Below are 20,886 nucleotides of genomic sequence, written 5' to 3'. Positions count from 1 at the left end.
GGATGTCTTCAAATTGACACCCGCGTCTGCGTTCTATCATAATATTGAAGGAAAGCCTACCAAAGGATGTGACTCTCACCTATGAACCTGCAATCATCCGTTATTGAGCAGCTGTGCAGACGGCAAACTCCTCTTGCACCCTATTCTACCTATGCCATCGGAGGGGAGGCCGGTTTTCTGGCAGAGCCGGAAACGACAGAAGAGCTCATTACCCTGTACGAGGCCGCTTTTGCCAGTGGACTGCCCTGGTACTCCTTTGGCATGGGATCCAATCTATTATTTCCGGATGCTCCTGATCCGGACCTGTTATTTATTTCTCTGAAGCGCCATTGCGAAATCCGGGAGCAGGACGGTAAATGGTATGTATCAGCCGGCACTCCGATGTCTCTGCTCTCTCTGATCGGGCTGCGGGGTGGGGATTCCCGTATGGAGCTCAGCTTTCTTCTTCCGGGCTGTCTGGGAGCAGGAATCTATATGAATGCGAAGTACAATCAGCTTCAAATAAGTGAACTGCTGGACACGGTTTATTACGTGGATACCAGCACTGAAGGATTATCGGTTCAGTCTATTCATGCGTCGGCGTGCGGGTTTGGCTATAAGCAGTCTATTTTTCAGCAGAAGCCGTGGATCATTGTCGGTGCCAAGCTCAATGTAGATATTGCAGCAGAGGAGCAGCTGCTTTATGCCTCGCAATTGGTACATTCGTGGAAGACAAGAGGCTGCCATTCCTCCTCATTGCCTCAATGGTTCTCTTACATATTGGGGGAAGTTCATGCCCTGGCCGGAATCGGAATTCCAACGCCGCCAGCGATGCTGGACATCATTAAATACCGCACCAGCCGGCATCATTTCGATGCTCCTTCCTGCGGATCGGTGTTTAAGAATAATTATGATTATGGCGTTGCTGTCGGCTCTCTCGTAGAACAGTTGCAGCTGAAAGGCTTGAGCCGCGGAGGGGCTGTGATATCACCGTATCATGGCAATATGATTTTGAATCACAATCACGCCAGTGCCTCCGATATTTTATACTTGATGGATGTTATTTCAGAAGGTATAGAGCGGAAATTCGGCTTTCTGCCCGAGCCAGAAATCGTTATCGTTTAAAGTTTCAAATGAAAATCATGGTAAAGTAATTGGAATAAGGTGAATTTACAGTTATAATCGTTAGAGAATGAACAAGCTTCGCCATTTCGGTGGCACATACACAACACTATATGAACTTTAATTGGAGGGCTTAGAACATGAGTAATATTCTCGTATTTGGTCACAAGAACCCGGACACGGATACCATTTGCTCCGCGATCGCCTATGCAGAGCTGAAGAAGGAGCTGGGTATTGGGGCTGAGGCTGTACGTCTAGGTGAGGTTAACGGAGAAACCAGCTATGCACTGAACACGTTCCATGTTGATGCACCTCGTCTGGTTGAGACGGTTGCCGGTGAAGCGAAGGACGTCATTCTGGTCGATCACAATGAACGCCAGCAAAGCGCGGCTGACATCGATCAGGTTCGAGTACTTGAGGTTATTGACCATCACCGTATTGCGAACTTTGAGACAAGCCACCCGCTGTACTACCGTGCTGAGCCGGTCGGCTGCACCGCAACGATCCTGAACAAGCTGTACAAGGAGAACGGTGTGGCGATTCGCAAGGAAATTGCCGGACTGATGCTGTCGGCGATTATTTCCGATTCATTGCTATTTAAATCTCCAACCTGCACCGAAGAAGATATTGCTGCAGCCAAGGAACTGGCGGAGATTGCAGGCGTTGATGCACAGAGCTATGGTCTCGAAATGCTGAAGGCAGGTGCGGATCTGAGCGACAAGACAATTCCTCAGCTGATCTCTCTGGATGCGAAGGAATTCAGTATGGGTAACGCCAAGGTGGAAATCGCCCAGGTAAATGCCGTGGACACGAATGATGTGCTCTCCCGTCAAGCGGAGCTGGAAGAAGCCATTTCTGCCATTATTGCGAATAAGGGACTGGATTTGTTCGTATTTGTAGTGACAGATATTTTGAACAATGATTCCGTTGCACTGGCACTAGGCAAGGAAGCTGCAGCTGTAGAAAGAGCGTATCAAGTACAGCTGGAGAACAATACCGCTCTCCTCAAAGGGGTCGTTTCCCGGAAGTCGCAGATCGTTCCTGTGCTGACCGAAGCCTTCCAGTCTTAATCTCAAGGTGGAGCTAAAGGTGTGGCATTATTGTCATTAAATTCAGAAGCTTTTGAAATTCATTTCACCTCCAATCGGCATATACTTAGTGTTGTTGATTATTCTGTTTGAGGCCGATGGCCTTCGGGTAATGAAGCGTATATGTCACTTGCCTCCAATTCTAAAGGTAGGGAGAGGGCTTGAATGAAATCAAGAGCGGTAAAATGGTTCCTGCTGTGCGGGTTAATTCTGATGATGACAACGACAGTCGGAGCTGCGTCTGGCAGCTCGCAATATACACCGGTAGAGCATTCAGAGCATCAACGTGCTGTATTTATGCAGTCATTCACCATGATGAACGGACAGCTATACGCCGTGGTAGATCGAATTGAATGGTATGAGGGTGAAGAAGCAAACGAGATCTTCCGTCAACGGGAAGGTGATTCAGATCTGACTGAAGCGCCAGACGGGTATTACATTGTGAATGATCAAGAGGAACAGATTACTCTTCCTGTCAGCGACTCTGCACGAGTATTCTTGCAGCTGTATGATCATACCGGGTCTTGGGAGGATGCCCAGATTATCTGGAATCAGGAAGTGAGTGTTACCAAATTCCATTCCATTTTCCAAAACGACAAGCTGATTGATATGGGTTGGTTTCCATACCATCTCACTGTTGAGAACGGTGAGGTGACTCAAATCATTCAGCAATATATACCTTAAATTTGAAGTGCCGGGCGGCTGGAATAGCCCGGTGCTTTTTTATGCTGCTTAGAGCGCGGAGATGGCCAGCCGCCTTGGCGATCCATAAACAGCTCGGCTGCCTGCTCAAAATCTGCTCCCCCGCCTAAAGGAACAGGGGCGTGTAGTGACCGTTCTTCCATAAGGGCAATTAATTTCAGCTTTAAGGCTTCTCGCGGAATGCCCTTAGACTGTGCAATTTCAGCAAGAGTGGAGGTCTGTAACGCCTCGCGAAGCTCATACGGCTTCATGTTCAGATAGGTGGCAAGCTGTTTGAACAGCCCTTCCTTCTGAGATGGCTGGGCAGGAGAGGCAGCTTGAGGGTCTGATGCCGAATCGAAGAGCTCTATAACAGTAAAAGGCGCAGTAGCATTTACCATAGTGGATGTATGCATGATATGCTCCTCAGCAGCTAAGCTAAGAGTACCAGCAAGCACACCGAGCTGGATGCAGAGGAGTAACGGGATGGACATGGAAGCAAAGCACCGCCTTTATAAGTGGAAATCATGCTATTTATAATGGATTGAGATCCATAAAATTATGCTCCTTCCAGCGCAGACTGGAGGAAGGCAAGGTTTGAAATAGGAAGAAGGAAGAAAGGAGCATCGTCATGGAATTAGAGTATTTTGGAGCGCAGGACCCTGCTGATCTATCGGAAGAACAGCTGGAGCAATCGTACGAAGCCCTGTATCAAAATATCGGACACTGGGTAAAGCAGTCCAAGTGTATCACCCGGGTTCCTTGCAGGAGCGAATTCTCAGATGATGAAGATTGTGAAGTTCAACATGATTTCTAATCCGGAGTGAGTATTCTTTGAGATCCTAGAGGACAGCAGCGGATAACGAGGACAGCCCCTTGCGAATACACTGGAATCAATCCAGCAGGGGGAGGTGCAACAAATATGCAATGTATCAATCCATTGTCACCGGACGGCTGTCGTCCATATATTGGCCAGCAGGTCTGTGCCGTGCTTCATGATGGTACAGAATGGATGGGAACGCTGAAGAGCGTTGATCACAACGGAATTGTATTAGAGCCGCCGGGACAGGCGCATATTCTATCTCATAAGCCCGGTAAATCCGGAAAATCCAACAAGCCGGTAAAAGCCTCCGCATACGGATATTATCCATATTATAATCCTTATGCGGGTTTAGCATGGGCTAGCTTGGCCTTTCTCTTCCTCGTTCCTCTCTTTTTCATCTAATTCAGAGTACTGCGAATGCCTGGGGCTATTCTTAGCTCCGGGCTTTTCGCTGTAGAGGACTTGTGATTTAATGGTTTATGAAAAAGGGTAATAGACAAGGAATCCACTGCAATGCCCAGACATAAACAGATTGTTTTTTAGGAATGACATGAAAGGAGCGTTAATAATGTCCAATCGTATTTTGGTCACTCCGGAGCAGCTGGATGACATCTCTTCCCGGTTCTCACTGGCAAGCCAGCAGGGCGGAGAGCTCGTGCGGCGTCTGGAGTCCAGTATCCATCAGATGGAGAGTCAATGGGAAGGCATGACGAGGGAACGATTCTTCGGAGATTATCAGCAGGCCAGGAGCACGATGAATCAGTTTGTAGCATGCTTACATAATGTTTCAACCGAGCTGAAACAGATCTCTCATCGTTTTCGATCCACAGATCTATCGAGTACGGGTACCGCTGCAGGAATAGGAGCCGTTGGAGTCAGTGCTGCTGCAGGAACGCTGGGAGCGGCTTCTTTGGCGGGAGCCGCGGGCCCTGCTGCTGCGTCTCCAGCTATGAGCAGCGAAAAGCTAAGCAAGCTGCTTCTGGATGGCGCTGAGGCTGAGGGCAGTGTGGTGGAGCGACGGGAAAGCGGCTGGTATGGCAAAGGAATTACGGGCTCGGCATCGGCCGGGTTAACAACCGGGGTGAGTGCAGAAGGCGCCATGGTTGAGGCAGGATATGAGAATGACTATGTTCAGGGCTCCGTCAGTCTTGCCAAAGCGGAGGTCGAGGCCCAGGTGAAGAACGGAAATCTGGAGATTGGTGCCGAGGCGACTCTGAACAAGTATGAAGGCGGATTTAATATTCCGCTGCCGTTTACAGATAAGGAGCTCAATATCGGCGGCTCGGCATCGCTGGGAGTCGTTGGCGGCTCTGCCGAGGTCGGAAAAAGCGGCTTGAAATTTCATATCCCTCTTGGCCCTGGAGTCAGCCTTGTCGGCGTAGGTGGCAACGTGACCGTCGAATAAGGAAGATCCACAGCAAGGGATGGAAGGGAGAGGCCAGGCCGTGCATAGCCGGTTTAAAGTAATTATGATCAGCATCGCTGTCGTCGGCGTACTGGGCACCATCATTCCCAATTTGGCTGATCCAGCGCTGCAGGTTAGAGAAAAGGCCGTAATTTGCATTTCCTTGGGGGTCTTCATTCCCCTTGTGGCTGCCGCGGTATACAAAGTAGGAACAATGCTCATGAAGGAGAAATGAACATGGAAGCTGTACAAGAGAAGCTGCTGCCGATCGGGTCGGTGGTCAAATTTAAGGACTGGGATCAGAATCTCATGATCTACGGGCGAATGCAGAACGACTCCAAGAGCGGAAAACGTTGGGATTATGTCGCCTGCTTTTATCCGCATGGAAATTTAACGGCGGATTCCAATGTATTTTTTAATCATAAGGATATATCTGAGATCGTCTTTCAAGGCTATGTCAATGAAGAGGAGCAGCAGTTCCGGGAGGCTCTGCTGGAGGGCATTGCGAAGGCGGATCAATCCAGCTCGGTGCAATAACTATTGAACATCACTTAGATTATGGTGTCATGAAAAAAGCTTATATTGGTGTTATCTGTGTGAACCAAGCACAGCACCAATATGAGCTTTTTATTTATTTTTAATTCATTCCGTAAAAACTTTAAAACAAACATAAACAAGTATATTCAAAATTATACGGGCGTGTTATGATGAGATAAATCCGAATATTGAGGTGGAGAGGAGATCGTCAATGAGTAATATTGATAATTCAAATGTTTTCAAAGATATTCAAAACAACAGCCAGCTTGAAAAGCTGGTAAGGCGCTCTAACCAAATTGGCTCAGACCGTACGGTTTGCAACTGGGGAGGAGGGAATACCTCCAGCAAAATGGTTATTCAAGATTTCCGGGGGCGGGACGTTGAGGTCATGTACGTCAAGGGAAGCGGGTCGGATCTAGCTAGTATGAAGGCTTCCAACTTTACAGGTCTTCGTATGGAGGATATTAAACCGCTCATGGAGCGGGACAGCATGACAGATGAAGAAATGGTGTCTTATCTCGCGCAATGTATGGTAGATGCCAAAGCTCCAAGAGCGTCCATTGAAACGCTGCTGCATGCATTCCTTCCCTTTCAGCATATTGATCATACCCATCCCGACTCCATTATCAGCTTATGCTGTGCAGATCGAGGCAAGGAGCTCGCCCAAGAAATTTTCGGAGATCGATTTGTTTGGGTTTCCTATATTAGACCGGGCTTTACTCTCTCCAAAATGATTGCAGAGGGTGTAGCTGGAAACCCGAACGCTGAGCTTGTACTTATGGAAAAGCATGGACTGGTCACTTGGGGAGATACCTCGGAAGAATGCTATGCCCAGACGATCAAGGTTATCAAAGAGGCAGAGGCTTTTATTGAAGCTCATGTGGAGCAGGAGCAGCTGTTTGGAGGCGAGAAATATAAGGCACTGCCTGCCGAAGAGCGGAAGCGAGTTGCTGCAGCTATTATGCCTGTAATTCGCGGTGCAGTATGCGATAGCAAAAAAATGATTCTTACATTCGACGATGCAGAGGATGTGCTGACATTCGTCGGTGGGAAAAATTCTGCAGAGCTGTCTCAGGTCGGCGCAGCCTGTCCAGATCATCTCGTTCATACCAAGGTCGTTCCTCTGTTTGTGGACTGGACACCTGACACTGAAGATGTAGAAGGACTGAAGTCCAGGCTAATTGAAGAAATAGAAGCCTACAAGCAGCGCTATGCCGACTATTTTGAGCGTAATCATAACGATGGGGATGTCATGTTCGAGGCCGCACCGCGCGTAATTCTAATCCCAGGCGTCGGCATGATTAACACAGGAAAAAGCTGGGCAAATTCACGGGTAAGTGGTGCATTATATCATCGTGCAATTGCAGTTATGCGCGGTGCTACCACGCTTGGGAATTTTGTATCCTTGACTGAGAATGAGTCCTATAACGTGGAATATTGGCCACTCGAGCTTTACAAGCTTTCTTTAGCTCCTGCGGAAGCGGAATTTTCTCGAAAGGTTGCTTTTATAACGGGGGGAGCTGGCGGGATCGGCAGTGAGACAGCTAGACGTCTGGTACAAGAAGGGGCACATGTGGTGCTGGCGGATCTGAATGCAGAAGGTGCCAAGCAGGTTGCTGAAGAAATTAATGCAGTGTATGGAGAGAACATGGCTTATGCTGTGAAGATGGATGTGACGGATGAAGAAGCGGTTCGCCAGGCTTACACGGAGGCTGCGATACAATACGGCGGCGTGGATATCCTTGTCAACAATGCGGGCTTGGCGACATCCAATGCATTTGAGGAAACCTCGCTCAAGGAATGGAACCTGAATATGAACGTACTCGGAACAGGTTATTTCCTGGTCGCACGGGAAGGTTTCAAAATGATGAAGGCTCAAAATACTGGGGGCAGCATGGTATTTGTCGGCTCTAAAAACTCTATATATGCCGGCAAGAATGCCAGTGCATACAGCTCTGCGAAAGCGCTTGAAGCGCATCTGGCTCGCTGCATTGCTGCCGAAGGGGGACCCTACGGTATACGAGTGAACACCGTTCTCCCGGATGCGATCCTGCAAGGTTCTGCCATCTGGAATTCCAGCTGGCGAAATGAACGTGCAGCGGCGTATGGTATTGAACCGCATGAGCTCGAAGAATATTACCGGAAGCGCACCACGTTATTGGTCAATATTTACCCCCGGGACATTGCAGAGGGCATTGCATTTTTCGCCTCCTCCAAAGCCGAGAAGACGACGGGCTGCATGCTGACCATCGACGGCGGTGTACCCGCTGCGTTCACTCGGTAAATACCGTTATTGGGAGGGACTAAAGTTGAGGAAAGAAACTGCTCAAAGCTATGATTATGCCAAGCAATTGTATGCAGCCCATGGAATTGATACGGAGAAGGTGCTCCAGGAGCTTGAAAAGGTCAAAATCTCGATCCATTGCTGGCAGGGCGATGATGTGCGTGGATTTTTATTCCGAGATAAAGAACTCACCGGAGGCATATCCGTTACTGGACAATATCCTGGAGCCGCCCAGACGGCAGTGCAGCTTCGTCAGGATTTGGAGAAAGCGTTATCTTTAATTCCGGGAAAGCATAAAATCAATCTTCATGCGATTTATGCCGACACAGAGGAAGAGGTTGATCTGGATTCCTTGGAGCCTAAGCATTTTCAAAATTGGGTGAACTGGGCAAAAGAACAGGGGCTGGGCCTGGATTTCAATCCAACCTGCTTCTCCCACAAAAATTCCAGTGATGGATTTACCCTTAGCCACAGCGATCCGAAGATTCGCAGATTCTGGATTGAGCATTGTCAGGCTGCGCGTAGAATTGGTGCCCATTTTGGAGAGCAGCTGGGGCAGACCTGTGTGACAAATATATGGATTCCAGACGGCTATAAGGATGTTCCCGCAGATCGTCTGGCTCCTCGCCAGCGGCTGAAAGCATCGTTGGATGAAATATTCAAGGAGGAGCTTGACCCGCAATACAATCTTGACGCGGTAGAGAGTAAGCTGTTTGGAATTGGCTCAGAGGCCTATGTTGTCGGGTCCCATGAATTTTATATGGGCTATGGAATACTGAACAAGAAGCTGATTTGTCTGGATTCCGGTCATTTTCACCCTACAGAAGGCATTGCCGGTAAGCTTTCTTCGCTTTCATTGTTTACAGAGGGGATTCTGCTGCATGTCAGCCGTCCGATGCGTTGGGACAGCGACCATGTCGTGACGATGGATGACGAGCTTGTAGAGATCGGAAGAGAGCTGGTTCGTGGGAACCTTCTGGATAAAACGCATGTGGGTCTGGATTTTTTTGATGCCAGTATTAACCGGATTGCAGCCTGGGTGATCGGGACACGCAATACATTGAAAGGCATACTTAGAGCCATGCTGGAGCCTATCGAGTTACTGAAGGCTGCAGAGCATGAGGGAGATTATACGACACGCTTGACACTTCTGGAAGAGTTCAAGGCCTACCCTTTTGGTGCCGTGTGGGATTATTATTGTGAATCGCATGGAGTGCCCGTCCGGGAAGAGTGGCTGACAGAAGTAAAGACTTATGAGAAAAATGTTCTGCTGCCACGGAATTCGTGATGTAGCTCATTCTATGGAAGCGTTAGAGAGGGATGACAAGCATGAGTACGGCATTGGCATTTGATCTGGGCGCGAGCAGTGGCAGAGCACTGCTGGGTCGATTGGACGACGGTAGATTGTTCGTTGAAGAGCTGCATCGGTTTCCCAACGATCCAGTCCATGTTTCCGGAAGGCTGCACTGGGATATTCTCAGGCTGTACCATGAAATAAAGCAAGGCCTGCTGGCGGCTAAGGAGCACCTAAGCGCACCGAGCTCGGTTGCCATTGATTCTTGGGCTGTCGATTTCGGATTCATCGGAACAGACGGAGAACTACTGCGCAATCCATACCATTACCGCAATTTTCATAGCCCAGAAATGATGGAAGAAGTTCTAGGCATGGTCTCCAAATCAGAGATTTACAGCAAGACCGGCATTCAGTTTCTGCCCTTTAATACGATCTATCAGCTGTACTCTATAAGAAAACATCAGCCCGAGCTGCTTGCCGGTGCAAAAAAGCTGCTCATGATTCCTGATTTGTTACGTTATTTCTTGACGGGTGAAATGTACAGTGAGTTTAGTAACGCCTCGACGACACAAATGTATAACCCGCTTCTGGGAAACTGGGATCAGGAGCTGATCAGCAAGATTCAGCTTCCATTGAATATTTATCCTCCGGTACTTCAATCCGGAGAGAACGCGGGGAATATTCGGGCTTCAGTTATTCAGGAGCTTGGCCTCAACGGCATGACACTTTATACTGCAGCGGAGCATGATACAGGCTCTGCTGCAGTATCTGTACCTGCTCTGCAGAACCAATTCGCTTATCTAAGCTGCGGAACCTGGTCCCTAATCGGAACAGAAATTGACCATCCTATGATGACTCCCGAGGCGCTGGAGCTAAACTTCACCAATGAAGGAGGGGCTTGTGGAACATACCGTCTCCTCAAAAATATTATGGGCTTGTGGATCCTGCAAGAAAGCAGACGTGTCTGGGCGAACAAAGGGGCTTTGTATTCCTTTCCGGAATTAGTTAAGATGGCAGAAGAAGCGGAGCCTTTTGTTACCGTTATCGACCCCGATCATGATCTTTTTCTAACCCCGGGAGATATGCCGTCACGCATTCAAGAATTAGCTAAGCGAACGGCACAGCCGGTACCAATAACGCCGGGCGAAATCACACGCTGCATTTTAGAGAGCCTGGCCCTGAAATACCGCTTGACACTGGACGAAACGGAGCGGGTGTCTGGACGTGTGTTTGATGGACTCCATATGGTAGGCGGAGGCATTTACAATGAGCTGCTGTGTCAATGGACAGCGAATGCCATCGGCCGACCCGTATGGGCAGGCCCCGCTGAAGGCAGCGCGATCGGGAATCTTGCGGTCCAGTTTATTGCACGAGGCGAGTTCTCCGGTATGATGGAAGCGAGAAGAGTGATCCGTAATTCTGTTGAAGTCAAGGAATATGAGCCTCAGCAAATACAGAGGTGGGAGGAAGCTTACCAAGCATTTCGACAGAACGCTGGAATTTCTAAATAAATTTATTGATAAAGGGATGGAACGGGATGTTGGTTGTAGAGCGATACGAAAAAATAGTGCAGCTTGTCAATGAGCGGGGCAGCATTCGAGTGAGCGAATTAAGTGAGATTTGTGGAGTGACAGAGGAGACGATCCGGCGTGATCTGGACCGACTTGAAGGATCCGGTCAGCTGCGCCGTTCTCATGGAGGCGCGGTCAGCGTTCATAGTCATTCTGCTCCCGGACGATCCCAGCCAGAGACGCCATTTTTCGAAAGGGAAGTCGCGAATGCAGCGGAGAAACAGCGGATCGCTGAAGCGGCAGTCAAGCTGATACAGCCACATCAGAAAATACTGTTAGATGCCAGCTCTACTGCGTGGTACGTTGCTCAACTTATCCCGGATATTCCGCTTACAGTGTTGACCAATTCAATGAAGGCCGCAGCTGAATTAGGAGGCAAGGAAAAGATTGAAGTCATATCCGTTGGAGGGATTATGGCACATCATTCTCTTTCTTTTGTGGGGCCTCTAGCTGAGCGGGCGCTCGATTCCTATTACGTAGATTTGGCGTTTATGTCTTTCAAAGGAGTGCATTTAGAGCGTGGGTTAAGCGAATCCAATGAGCTTCAAGCCAGAGTCAAGCACAAGATGATCGGAATTGCCGAGAAGGTTGTATTGCTGGCTGATTCAAGCAAGTTTGGCATTCTTGCATTTAAGCAGGTGGCAGATCTGAAAAGCGTGGATACGATCATTACAGATGAGCGGGTGCAGCCCGAGAGCCTGCAAGCCTGCAAAGAGCTTGGGATTACAGTGATTCCGGTATAAATTAAAGTGGAGGTGCTCCGCATGAAAATATCGATTTTTGCGACCTGCTTGAGCGACACTCTTTTTCCACATGTCACGACGTCCATGGTGCGCCTGCTCGCGCGCTATGGGCTTGATTTGAATTTCCCGGAGAGTCAGACCTGCTGCGGACAGCCGGCGTACAACAGCGGTTATTGGGATGACGCGAAGAAAAGCGCGCGTTCCATTTTGGATGCGTTTACAGACAGTGATTTTGTGATTTCTCCCTCCGGCTCGTGCACGTATATGATCCATCATTACAGCAGTCTGTTCAAGGATGAACCGGAATATCTTCACAAAGCCAAGCTCCTTCAAGACAAAACGTATGAATTTACGCAATTTTTAGTCAACGTTCTCGGTATTACAGATGTAGGTGCGATCTTTCCTCATAAGGTAACGTATCATCCATCCTGTCATGGCAGCCGCCTGCTTGGCGTAAAAGAAGAGCCTGTACAACTTATGAGCCAGGTCGCGGGTCTTGAGCTGGTACCTCTGCCGTTCGCGGAGGACTGCTGCGGGTTCGGGGGCACATTCGCGGTCAAGATGGCCGATATTTCCGGAGCCATGGTCACGGAAAAAGGAGATCATGTCATTGAAACCGAGGCCGAGGTGCTGGTCGGTCTGGACATGGCCTGTCTGATGAACATCGCTGGACACCTTCGCTTCAGAGGGGAGAAGATTCGGGTGATGCACCTCGCTGAGCTGCTATACGAGGGGCTTGAGAAGCAGGAGGTGAAGCAGGCATGAGTTCAGCGCCTAAGGGTAGTGTGAAAAAGCGCTCGCGACTTGCCCTGGATAACGATTTCCTCCGCAGTGCCGTAAGGTTTACGACGGAGCGGCTGCGCAGCGGCAAGATTAAAGCCTCTGAAGAGCATGGCAATTGGGATGCATGGCGGGAGCGCGGCAGGCAGATCCGGCTGCACACCATTGCTCACCTGGATTATTACTTGACCCAGTTCGCAGACAATGCCCGAGCGAACGGGGTGCATGTGCATTTTGCAGACAATGCGCAAGAGGCGGTGGAGCTCTCGCTTAGCATTGCGAAGCAAACCGCTGCGAGGTCAGTGGTTAAATCGAAATCGATGGTGTCTGAGGAGCTGCATTTGAATCGGGAACTGGAGTCCATCGGTGTAGAAGCGATCGAGACAGATCTGGGAGAGTACATTATCCAGCTGGCTAATGAAGCTCCATCTCACATTATTATTCCTGCCATTCATAAGAACCGATATCAGATCGCAGAGCTTCTATCCAAAGAAGCAGGTGAGACTCTTCCCCCTGAAACCTCTATTCTGGCCGGATTTGTCCGGAGCAAGCTGCGGGAAAGGTTTCTTGAGGCTGATATTGGCATGACAGGGTGTAATTTTGCCATCGCCGAGACCGGTTCCATTGTGCTGTTTGAGAATGAAGGCAATGCGCGTATGGTAACTACGGTTCCGAAGACTCAGATCACCCTGATGGGAATGGAGCGGATTATTCCTTCCTGGAATGATCTTGAAGTCATGGCTACGCTTCTGCCCAGATCCGCGACCGGGCAGAAGCTGACGGTTTACATGTCAGGAATTACAGGTCCTAAACGCGCAGAAGATGGAGATGGACCGGATGAAATGCATATTATTATTCTGGATAATGGCCGCTCTCTGCAGCTCGGAGATCCGGAATTTCAGGAGCTGCTGAATTGTATCCGCTGCGGCGCCTGCCTGAATGCATGTCCGGTGTATCGCCAGATTGGTGGTCATGCTTATGGAGGCACTTACAGCGGCCCCATCGGAGCGGTTCTGACCCCTGCACTGAAAAAAAACGTCGCAGAGTGGGATGATATTGCGAATGCGTCCAGTCTCTGCGGTGCCTGCTACGAGGCTTGTCCTGTCAAGATTCCATTGCATGACATGCTTGTCTATTTACGAAGGCGCAAGGTAGAGGCGGGACGTGGCAGCAAGCTGGAGGCGATCGGAATGAAGGGCTTTGCCGCCGTCATGAACAATTCCAGGCGCTACCGTGCTGCAGTCCGGCTGGGACGGGTCGGGCAGAAGCTGGTGGCACGCTCAGGCGAGATTACTATTCAAGCGGGGCCTTTGAAAGGGTGGAACACATACCGTGTCACGCCGGCGATTCCGGACCAATCGTTCAGGCAGCAGTGGCCCAATCTGAAGCAGGAGCTAGAGTCAGAGCAACAGAACATGCCGCAAGAGCTGGAGCAAAGACTTGCTTCAGAGCTGAAGAAGCGGCAGCGCGGAGGTGATGAGTCTTGAAGCAGAATCGATCCAGCTCGCACAATGTGAATGCCGATCAATCTGGTGCCGGGAGTCCGAATTCCCGAGAAGCTTGGCTAGCCGAGCTTCAGGCTGCCTCTCTTCTGAAACAGAAGTCATTTATGGAAGGCATTGCAGCCAGACTGAACAGACCGCGTATTCAATCCAAGCCGGAGCAGCCCTTTCGCGGAGCACCTGAATTCTGGAACTCCTTTCAATGGACCACGGAAGAACAGCTGCAGCAATTTACAGCCAATTTTCAGGCTGCAGGCGGACAGGCTGTACATCTAGCAACCTCGGCGGAAGCTGCGAATTTCATCGTAGGCCTTGCAGAAGAAATGAAGGCTACCCGCATATTAATGCATCATCAGCCTGGTCTTGATCGGTTAAGGCTCGCACAGCAGCTGCAGCATGCACAGGTTTCAGTCTGGAATGACGAAGTGGACATCAATGGGATCGAGCATGCGGCGCGGGCTGAGATTGGGGTAATCGAAGCCGATCATGCCGTAGCCTATACAGGCTCGCTCGTTACTAAATCCTCGGCGCACCAGGGTCGATCCGTCAGTTTGCTGCCCGCAGTGCTGATTGCGATTATCCCTGTAAGCCGGCTCGTGACCAGGCTGGGCGAAGTTCTTGCGGAGCTGGACAGTGCGGGACGAGAGAAACTTCCGGCAGGTATTCATTTCATATCCGGGCCAAGCCGGTCGGCAGACATTGAGAACGATCTCACCATTGGTGTTCATGGTCCAGGCATTGTGTATGCCCTGCTCGTTGATCAGTGGTAAATAGTTGCTTCAATTATACCGATATATTCATCGTGCCACATTTTTTAGGTGCAAAGAGCGAATTTTTGGGTAATGACCAGATATGCTCTTTTCTTGTTGTGAACCTGCAGGGCGGCTGCCGGGTATAGGCAGGTCCGAAATAGGGTAAACATACAAAGACCATCATCCTAGTTCCTAGTGAGGTTACGCCATGAAATTATCACGTATGATTGATCAGCTGAAGCTAAAGCGCATAACTGGGGACCTTGAGATTGATATCAGCCAGATTGAGATCGATTCACGAAAAATAGAGCCGGGCGGCATGTTTATTTGCATTACCGGTTTTCAGCAGGACGGACATCAGTACGCGGAGGAGGCTATCCGCAACGGAGCGGCAGCCATTATGGCGGAGCGCTTCATTCCCGGTGTACCACCGGAAGTGAGTCTCGTCATCGTGCCTGACACCCGGCGTGCGCTGCCGATCATCGCCAATGCTTTTTATGACAATCCATCCTGTGGACTTCGCCTGATCGGCATTACCGGGACGAACGGCAAAACAACCACCGCCCATATGGTGGAGCATCTCCTTAATGCATCCGGCCGCAATGCGGGTAGTGTTGGCACCTTGAGTATGACCTATAAAGACATTCAGGAAGAAGCCGTGAACACAACGCCGGATCCATTGCGACTTCAGAAATTCTTAAGAACGATTGCGAATGCCGGTGCCGAGTACGCGGTCGTAGAGGTATCCTCTCATGGTCTGGATATGGGGAGAGTGCTGGGCTGTGGTTTTCAAACCGCTGCATTTACAAATCTCGCCCACGATCATCTGGACTATCATCATCATATGGACGAGTATCGAGGCTCTAAGGAGCTGCTGTTCTCAAGACTTGGCAATAGCGTAGACGATATGCAGAAAACCGCGGTGCTGAACGGAGACGATGCTGCATCCGCATACTATGCCAAAAGAACGGCCGCACAGGTGGTTACTTATGGCCTCGGTGAAGACTGTCATCTTCGCGGCATTCAGGTCGAAAGAGCCGAGCAAGGCACCAGGTTCACAATTCAGACCTACACGGGGGATCAGTACCCTGTAGTATTGAAGGTTCCAGGACTTCATAATGTGTACAATGCTCTTGCAGCGGCTGCGATCTGTTCATGCGAAGGGCTGTCCTGGGATGAGATTACCCGAGGGCTGCAATCCTTTACAGGAATATCCGGAAGATTTGAGGATGTATCGACGGGCCAAGACTTTAATATCACCATAGATTATGCCCACAATCCGGAAGGGCTGAAGGCTGCGCTGCTAACGGCTCGAGAGTGCACTTCAGGCAAAATTATTTGCGTCATGGGCTGTCGAGGTGAAAGAGACCGATTGAAGCGTCCCGTCATGGCCGGTATTGCGGCTGATTTGGCAGATGGTGTTGTGTTCACTTCAGACAATGTATACTCAGAGCAGATTGAAGATATTTTTCTCGATATGAGGCAGGGGCTGTCGGAGCAGCATTTGTCTAAGAGTGAATTTGTCGCGAACCGTCAGGATGCGATTCTCCAAGCCATTCATTCGGCGAATGCAGGCGATCGGATTCTGATTACCGGGCGCGGACACGAGAAATTCCTCTACACTTCTGACGGGTTGCAGCAGATGAGTGATGCCGACATTGTTCAGTCTCATATGGTGCGGGTGTAAATGTTAAATACTGCCGGAAATCCGGCAGTATTTTTATTTATCGAAACAGAGGAGGTTCAGCACATGAAAAAATCCTGGATATGGTTACTGTCCGCGGCGTTATTGTCCTCGTGCTCATCCAGTCCGGTACAGGATGAGTCATCCGGGGACCAGGAAGCCCCTGTGGATCAGCATTCTTCCGGCAGCCAAGCGCCGAAGCAGAATAGTGAGCAGGAAAGCTCCGACGGGTCGTACACGTACAGCGTAGTCGCAGAAGAATTGCAGATTCCATGGTCCATTGCGATCTCCGGGAAGGATATTTACATCAGTGAACGGGAAGGACAGATTGTATCGCTGAAGGATGGTCATCGGGAGCGTCTTCCGGTGGATACGAAGCAGCCTGTTAAGGCGCAGGGTGAAGGAGGGCTATTGGGCCTTGTGCTGGCCCCGGACTTTGCTAGCAGCCGATTAGCTTACGCTTATCACACGTACGAGGAAGGCGGCGAAATGAAGAATCGCGTCATACTCATTCGACAAGAGGAAGAGGCTTGGCAGGAGGTCGAGGCGTTCATTGAGGACATCCCGGGCTCTAATGTGCATAATGGCGGACGCATGAAATGGGGGCCCGATAAGAAGCTGTATTTGACTACCGGGGATGCAGGTGAAGGAGAGATGGCACAGAATGTCGAGAGCCTGGGCGGCAAAATATTACGTATGAACCCGGATGGCTCGATCCCGGAAGACAATCCTTTTCCGAACTCCTATGTGTATTCTTACGGACACCGCAATTCTCAAGGTCTTGCCTGGGATGCGGCAGGGCGCATGTTCAATTCCGAGCATGGTCCCAGCGGCCGTGTTGGCGGGCATGATGAGATAAACAGCATTGAGCCGGGCAGTAATTATGGCTGGCCGGATAACATCGGGGATGAGCAGCAGGAAGGGATGGTGCCTCCTTTGCTTCATACCGGCGAGGAAGCCATTGCCCCTTCGGGAACTCTTTATGAACAAGAGGATATGCTTCTGATTGCGGGTCTGAGGGGAGAAGCATTATACCGCTTTGATCTTGAAAAGAAGAAGCTGAACACTGTACTGGACGGTGTCGGCAGAATTCGCGATGTACAGATGAGTGAGGATGGAGTCTACCTCATTACGAACAATACTGACGGACGCGGGACACCATCTCCAGGAGATGACCGCCTGCTGCTGCTTCAGCCAAAGCAAGAGCAGAAATGATTAAATTTGCAGGATCTGTTTAATGATAAAGGAGACCTGTCCAGGGCAGAATAAATCTTTTACAGGAAAGGAGCACATCTTATGTCAACCATATCACCTGAAAAGCTTCAGCAATGTATTGACGAGTGCCTGCGCTGCATGCAGGCATGCAATCGCTGCTACAGTGCCTGCCTGGAGGAAGAAGACCTGCAAATGATGAAGGAATGTATCCGAATGGATCGGGAATGTGCAGAGCTCTGCGCTTTTGCAGCTCAAGCAATGTCGATGAATAGCAGCTATATGAAGCAAATTTGTGAGGCCTGTGCTGAAATGTGCGAGGCTTGCGGAAACGAGTGCAGCAAGCACGAGCATGAGCACTGCCGTCAATGTGCGGAGGCCTGCTTCTCATGTGCCAAGGCTTGCCGGGAGATGGCGGCCTAACTAATACGCTATTATGAAGTCCTATAAACAGCCCTGAACACTTCCTATTGAATGTGTTTGGGGCTGTTTTTGTCATGCTCCAAGCCCTGACTTCAACCCATGACAAATTAGTTACAAAAATGATTGACAGCTTGTCCTTTGATGTACTACATTAAGGGAGAGAGTTACAAAAAATTCATTAATATGCCGAATTTCGATATAGAAAACGGGGGAACCACTGCCGGGTGAATTATTCTTGTTTGAGAGGGAATATAGGGGACCCTTAACCGAACCCTTAGCTAACTCCGTAGGCACCGAAGGGAGCACTATCTTTTGAAGAAGCTGCTATTGTCTGTACTAGGTTCTGCTTTAATCTTTTCATCGGGTGCGGTTACGGCATTCGCAGATCAGGGGCCGAAGCTTCAAGCTGAAGTGACTAAGCTTGTCGGAACCCCTTATAAGTGGGGCGGCACGACCGTAAGTGGATTTGACTGCTCCGGATTCATTTTGTACATATTCAGCAAGTATAATGTAGACCTGCCACGTACCTCCGCAGCCCAGGCTACCGTAGGTGTGAAGGTAGAGCGTGATGATTTAAGGCTTGGTGATCTGGTATTCTTCAATACGTCGGGCAGAGGCGTATCTCATGCCGGAGTCTACATTGGTAACGGTCAATTTGCGCATGCTTCCACCAGTAAAGGTGTAAGAATCAGCAAGCTGAGCGAATCTTACTATGACAGCAAGTACGTGACTGCACGCCGGGTGATCGACCAGAAGGATTACATCCAGATGGTGGGCGAAATCAGCTAAGCAAGAGGTATTATGATTGGAATCAGGGGCCTGCGATGAACTTCGCAGGCTTTTTGTGTATCATGGAGATATGAAGAGGGGGTGATTCCATGCTCAAGCGACTGAAGTCATATCTGAATCAACGCCGGAAGTCCGCTTCTAACCTTGAGCCGGAGCTCGTGATCACAACGGAGCGGGACGAAGAGCGCACCCTGCTTCTCATTAAATCCGGTGTGCAGAGGTCGGTAGAGCCGATCATCGGGGAGACCGTTCTTCAGATCGCGGAGATGCATCAGGTTGAATGGAACTCCTTTTGCAAACGTGGAACCTGTGCGCGATGCCGCTGCATCATACTGGAAGGAGAGGAGCTGCTCTCCTCTCCGAACGAGGCTGAGGAGGCTCGGCTCGATCCGGAGGAGCTGGAGGAAGGCTACCGGTTAGGCTGCCAAGTCAAGGTGAAGCAGCCCGGAGATATGACGATTCGGCACGCGCCTTATTTCTAGGAATAAGGAGAGCGCCAGATGCCGCATGCTATCTTGTATAACGGTTAGGAGGGAATGTGTATGACTCGAAACCTGCAAAAGGTGCCCTATGGATATGTCCCCCCTGTGGAGACAACCAAAGGCACACTGATCTATTATGATCCTTTTGAAGAAATCGGCAGAGAGCAAGGGCTGTCTCAAGCGGTACAGGTGAAGAGCGAGCAGGCATTTCAGCGGCTCGTGCTTTATCCACTCCATGAACAGACGATGAAACGAATGTATAAACGGGAGGGGACCTCCTTTTATAAAAGAGAAAACGCATTACAGGACTGGATTCAGGAGCATAGCGTAGGTGATATCGAGCTGGACGCCTGGGAAGGCAAACGGAAAAAATACGTCCCGATCGAAGCCGCCCTCCGCCACCTGACCGAGAAGAATCCAGCTCCGTATTTTCTGCTGGTGTCTGGAGAAACAGCCAATGCCTTCGCCTCTTATCATGTGTTTCAGGAGTGGATTGTCAAGATCCGCTTGCTGCTTCTGGACGAGCCCGCTTCACTTCATCCTCGGCTGCAGCAGTATGACAGCCGATGGAGCAGGATCACTTTATAATATCTAATGCCAAAAGTGATCGTTAGGCCGATTTCCGCGGAATTAGCCGGGTAGAAAGCATGATCGTTTCCACCGGTGCCCCCGGGCGATGCAGGCGCCGTTCCAGCGCTTCAATGGCCCGGGCACCCAGCTCTTCCTTGCTCAGCTGAATCGTTGTAAGTGTCGGAGAGGAGAGTGAAGCCCCCCACACATTATCTATGCCGATGACCCGGCAGTCCTCCGGAATGGAGTAGCCGTGTTTTTGCAAAGTCTCCATCCACTCCAGCGCGATATCATCGTTCGCCCCAATCCATCCGTCAGGACGCTCGTCCTCCGGGATCTGCTCCAGAGACTTCAGCACTTCATCTCCCCAATGACCTCTTTCGTAGGGCACCTGCCATTCCAGCAGAGTCGTGCCTTGCTGCAAAAAGTCACCACCCACACCTAATTGCACACCGATCCTTCGCTGCAAAAAGCTCGCCGAGCGTCCATCGTCGGTAATGAAGCCAATACGCCGACAATGCTGTGACTGGAGAAACGTAGAAGCTGTGGCTCCGGCATTCACATCGTCATGGCGAACCGTATCACACTGCAGCAGCGGCTCCTGATGATCCACAAGGACTAAGGGAAGCTGGATATCTGCCATTCGCTGCAGCAGCGGATATGGAAAAGCCCCCATAACAATGATGCCAATGCATTGATCCCAATGGACATGAGGGGCAATGAGCTGCTCTGCCGGAACGTCTGCAGGCGACAGCTCCTGCGGCGGAGATACGATTGCATGCAGCCATCCTCGCTCCTCACAGGCTGCAAGCATGCCTGAAAGCACCCGCTCCCAATAGTTCGGCTCGCCGCGGTTCTGCTGCTTCATGCAGATCAGCACGAAGGAAGACTCCCGGCTGTCATCCGGCGATTCCTGGTTGTCAGGCTTAGCTATAGCTATTGAAGTGCGATAGCCTGATGCTCTGGCTAGCTCCAGCACCCGGCTGCGTGTCGCTTCACTGACGCCTGACTTTCCGCTCAATGCTCTGGAAACGGCATATTTGGACAGGCCAAGCTGGTCGGCCAAGGTTTGAATCGATACTTTTCGTGACATATTCATTTCTCCTCTATGTTGATTCCAATTCTTCATGAAATCGCATTGACGTTTAATACGCTCCGAAGTACA

General features: G+C 50.2%; 23 protein-coding genes and 1 riboswitch. Of the genes, 21 read left to right on the top strand and 2 right to left on the bottom strand.

Annotated features, from left to right (window positions below; all coding sequences use genetic code 11):
* Positions 1-81 precede the first annotated feature (81 nt).
* From E6C60_RS11480 to E6C60_RS11470, 3 genes are all read left to right on the top strand, one after another.
* Positions 82-1,104 carry a UDP-N-acetylmuramate dehydrogenase gene (locus E6C60_RS11480; protein WP_138225970.1) on the top strand — a complete coding sequence of 341 codons (1,023 nt, stop codon included), beginning with the start codon at positions 82-84 and terminating at the stop codon, positions 1,102-1,104.
* A 137-nt stretch (positions 1,105-1,241) separates the two neighbouring features.
* Positions 1,242-2,171: a manganese-dependent inorganic pyrophosphatase gene (locus E6C60_RS11475; protein WP_138225969.1), complete on the top strand. Its 930-nt coding sequence runs from the start codon at positions 1,242-1,244 to the stop codon at positions 2,169-2,171.
* Positions 2,172-2,354: 183 nt separating this feature from the next.
* Complete coding sequence (locus E6C60_RS11470) at positions 2,355-2,873, top strand: hypothetical protein (RefSeq protein WP_138225968.1); 519 nt, start codon at positions 2,355-2,357, stop codon at positions 2,871-2,873.
* On the opposite strand, the gene E6C60_RS11465 is transcribed toward E6C60_RS11470, so the two are convergent.
* Positions 2,870-3,286, bottom strand: a complete 417-nt coding sequence (locus E6C60_RS11465) for a hypothetical protein (protein ID WP_138225967.1) — start codon at positions 3,284-3,286, stop codon at positions 2,870-2,872. The genes E6C60_RS11470 and E6C60_RS11465 overlap by 4 nt on opposite strands.
* A gap of 215 nt (positions 3,287-3,501) precedes the next feature.
* Here E6C60_RS11465 and E6C60_RS11460 point away from each other — a divergent pair, with 215 nt between their 5' ends.
* The 18 genes from E6C60_RS11460 (at position 3,502) to E6C60_RS11375 (ending at position 19,739) form a co-directional block, all read left to right on the top strand.
* On the top strand, positions 3,502-3,687 hold the full coding sequence (locus E6C60_RS11460) for a hypothetical protein (protein WP_138225966.1): 186 nt from the start codon (positions 3,502-3,504) through the stop codon (positions 3,685-3,687).
* Between the two features lie 105 nt (positions 3,688-3,792).
* Positions 3,793-4,095 carry a hypothetical protein gene (locus E6C60_RS11455; RefSeq protein ID WP_138225965.1) on the top strand — a complete coding sequence of 101 codons (303 nt, stop codon included), beginning with the start codon at positions 3,793-3,795 and terminating at the stop codon, positions 4,093-4,095.
* 166 nt (positions 4,096-4,261) lie between these two features.
* The gene (locus tag E6C60_RS11450) at positions 4,262-5,098 is read left to right on the top strand and encodes a WXG100 family type VII secretion target (protein WP_138225964.1); all 837 of its coding nucleotides are present in this window, start codon (positions 4,262-4,264) and stop codon (positions 5,096-5,098) included.
* Positions 5,099-5,117: 19 nt separating this feature from the next.
* Positions 5,118-5,333: a hypothetical protein gene (locus E6C60_RS11445; RefSeq protein ID WP_138225963.1), complete on the top strand. Its 216-nt coding sequence runs from the start codon at positions 5,118-5,120 to the stop codon at positions 5,331-5,333.
* Positions 5,334-5,335: 2 nt separating this feature from the next.
* Positions 5,336-5,635, top strand: a complete 300-nt coding sequence (locus tag E6C60_RS11440) for a DUF4176 domain-containing protein (protein ID WP_138225962.1) — start codon at positions 5,336-5,338, stop codon at positions 5,633-5,635.
* Positions 5,636-5,846: 211 nt separating this feature from the next.
* Positions 5,847-7,919, top strand: coding sequence for a bifunctional aldolase/short-chain dehydrogenase (locus E6C60_RS11435; protein WP_138225961.1), 2,073 nt, complete (start codon positions 5,847-5,849; stop codon positions 7,917-7,919).
* Positions 7,920-7,944: 25 nt separating this feature from the next.
* Entirely contained in the window at positions 7,945-9,207 is a 1,263-nt protein-coding gene (rhaA, locus tag E6C60_RS11430; protein ID WP_138225960.1) for an L-rhamnose isomerase, read from the top strand.
* A 41-nt stretch (positions 9,208-9,248) separates the two neighbouring features.
* Positions 9,249-10,724, top strand: a complete 1,476-nt coding sequence (locus tag E6C60_RS11425; protein ID WP_138225959.1) for a rhamnulokinase — start codon at positions 9,249-9,251, stop codon at positions 10,722-10,724.
* A 26-nt stretch (positions 10,725-10,750) separates the two neighbouring features.
* On the top strand, positions 10,751-11,527 hold the full coding sequence (locus tag E6C60_RS11420) for a DeoR/GlpR family DNA-binding transcription regulator (protein ID WP_138225958.1): 777 nt from the start codon (positions 10,751-10,753) through the stop codon (positions 11,525-11,527).
* 21 nt (positions 11,528-11,548) lie between these two features.
* On the top strand, positions 11,549-12,292 hold the full coding sequence (locus tag E6C60_RS11415) for a (Fe-S)-binding protein (protein WP_138225957.1): 744 nt from the start codon (positions 11,549-11,551) through the stop codon (positions 12,290-12,292).
* On the top strand, positions 12,289-13,794 hold the full coding sequence (locus E6C60_RS11410; RefSeq protein ID WP_138225956.1) for a LutB/LldF family L-lactate oxidation iron-sulfur protein: 1,506 nt from the start codon (positions 12,289-12,291) through the stop codon (positions 13,792-13,794). The genes E6C60_RS11415 and E6C60_RS11410 overlap by 4 nt, the downstream gene beginning before the upstream one ends.
* A 26-nt stretch (positions 13,795-13,820) precedes the next feature.
* Positions 13,821-14,579: a LutC/YkgG family protein gene (locus E6C60_RS11405; RefSeq protein ID WP_407669160.1), complete on the top strand. Its 759-nt coding sequence runs from the start codon at positions 13,821-13,823 to the stop codon at positions 14,577-14,579.
* Between the two features lie 190 nt (positions 14,580-14,769).
* The gene (locus tag E6C60_RS11400) at positions 14,770-16,248 is read left to right on the top strand and encodes a UDP-N-acetylmuramoyl-L-alanyl-D-glutamate--2,6-diaminopimelate ligase (RefSeq protein WP_138225955.1); all 1,479 of its coding nucleotides are present in this window, start codon (positions 14,770-14,772) and stop codon (positions 16,246-16,248) included.
* Positions 16,249-16,311: 63 nt separating this feature from the next.
* Positions 16,312-17,460 (top strand): PQQ-dependent sugar dehydrogenase, encoded by a 1,149-nt coding sequence (locus tag E6C60_RS11395; protein ID WP_138225954.1) that lies wholly within the window; start codon positions 16,312-16,314, stop codon positions 17,458-17,460.
* An 81-nt stretch (positions 17,461-17,541) separates the two neighbouring features.
* On the top strand, positions 17,542-17,880 hold the full coding sequence (locus E6C60_RS11390) for a four-helix bundle copper-binding protein (RefSeq protein ID WP_175415278.1): 339 nt from the start codon (positions 17,542-17,544) through the stop codon (positions 17,878-17,880).
* A 174-nt stretch (positions 17,881-18,054) separates the two neighbouring features.
* Positions 18,055-18,188: riboswitch (cyclic di-AMP (ydaO/yuaA leader) on the top strand.
* Between the two features lie 4 nt (positions 18,189-18,192).
* On the top strand, positions 18,193-18,669 hold the full coding sequence (locus E6C60_RS11385) for a C40 family peptidase (RefSeq protein ID WP_138225953.1): 477 nt from the start codon (positions 18,193-18,195) through the stop codon (positions 18,667-18,669).
* Positions 18,670-18,758: 89 nt separating this feature from the next.
* Complete coding sequence (locus E6C60_RS11380) at positions 18,759-19,151, top strand: 2Fe-2S iron-sulfur cluster-binding protein (RefSeq protein WP_138225952.1); 393 nt, start codon at positions 18,759-18,761, stop codon at positions 19,149-19,151.
* A gap of 60 nt (positions 19,152-19,211) precedes the next feature.
* Positions 19,212-19,739, top strand: coding sequence for a hypothetical protein (locus E6C60_RS11375; RefSeq protein ID WP_138225951.1), 528 nt, complete (start codon positions 19,212-19,214; stop codon positions 19,737-19,739).
* Positions 19,740-19,761: 22 nt separating this feature from the next.
* Here the strand turns inward: E6C60_RS11375 and E6C60_RS11370 are convergent, their stop codons facing one another.
* On the bottom strand, positions 19,762-20,814 hold the full coding sequence (locus E6C60_RS11370; RefSeq protein ID WP_175415277.1) for a LacI family DNA-binding transcriptional regulator: 1,053 nt from the start codon (positions 20,812-20,814) through the stop codon (positions 19,762-19,764).
* Between the last annotated feature and the right edge of the window lie 72 nt (positions 20,815-20,886).

It is taken from the genome of Paenibacillus algicola (genome assembly GCF_005577435.1).
Taxonomy (GTDB): domain Bacteria; phylum Bacillota; class Bacilli; order Paenibacillales; family Paenibacillaceae; genus Paenibacillus_AQ; species Paenibacillus_AQ algicola.
This window is presented reverse-complemented; position numbering and strand designations above follow the sequence as displayed.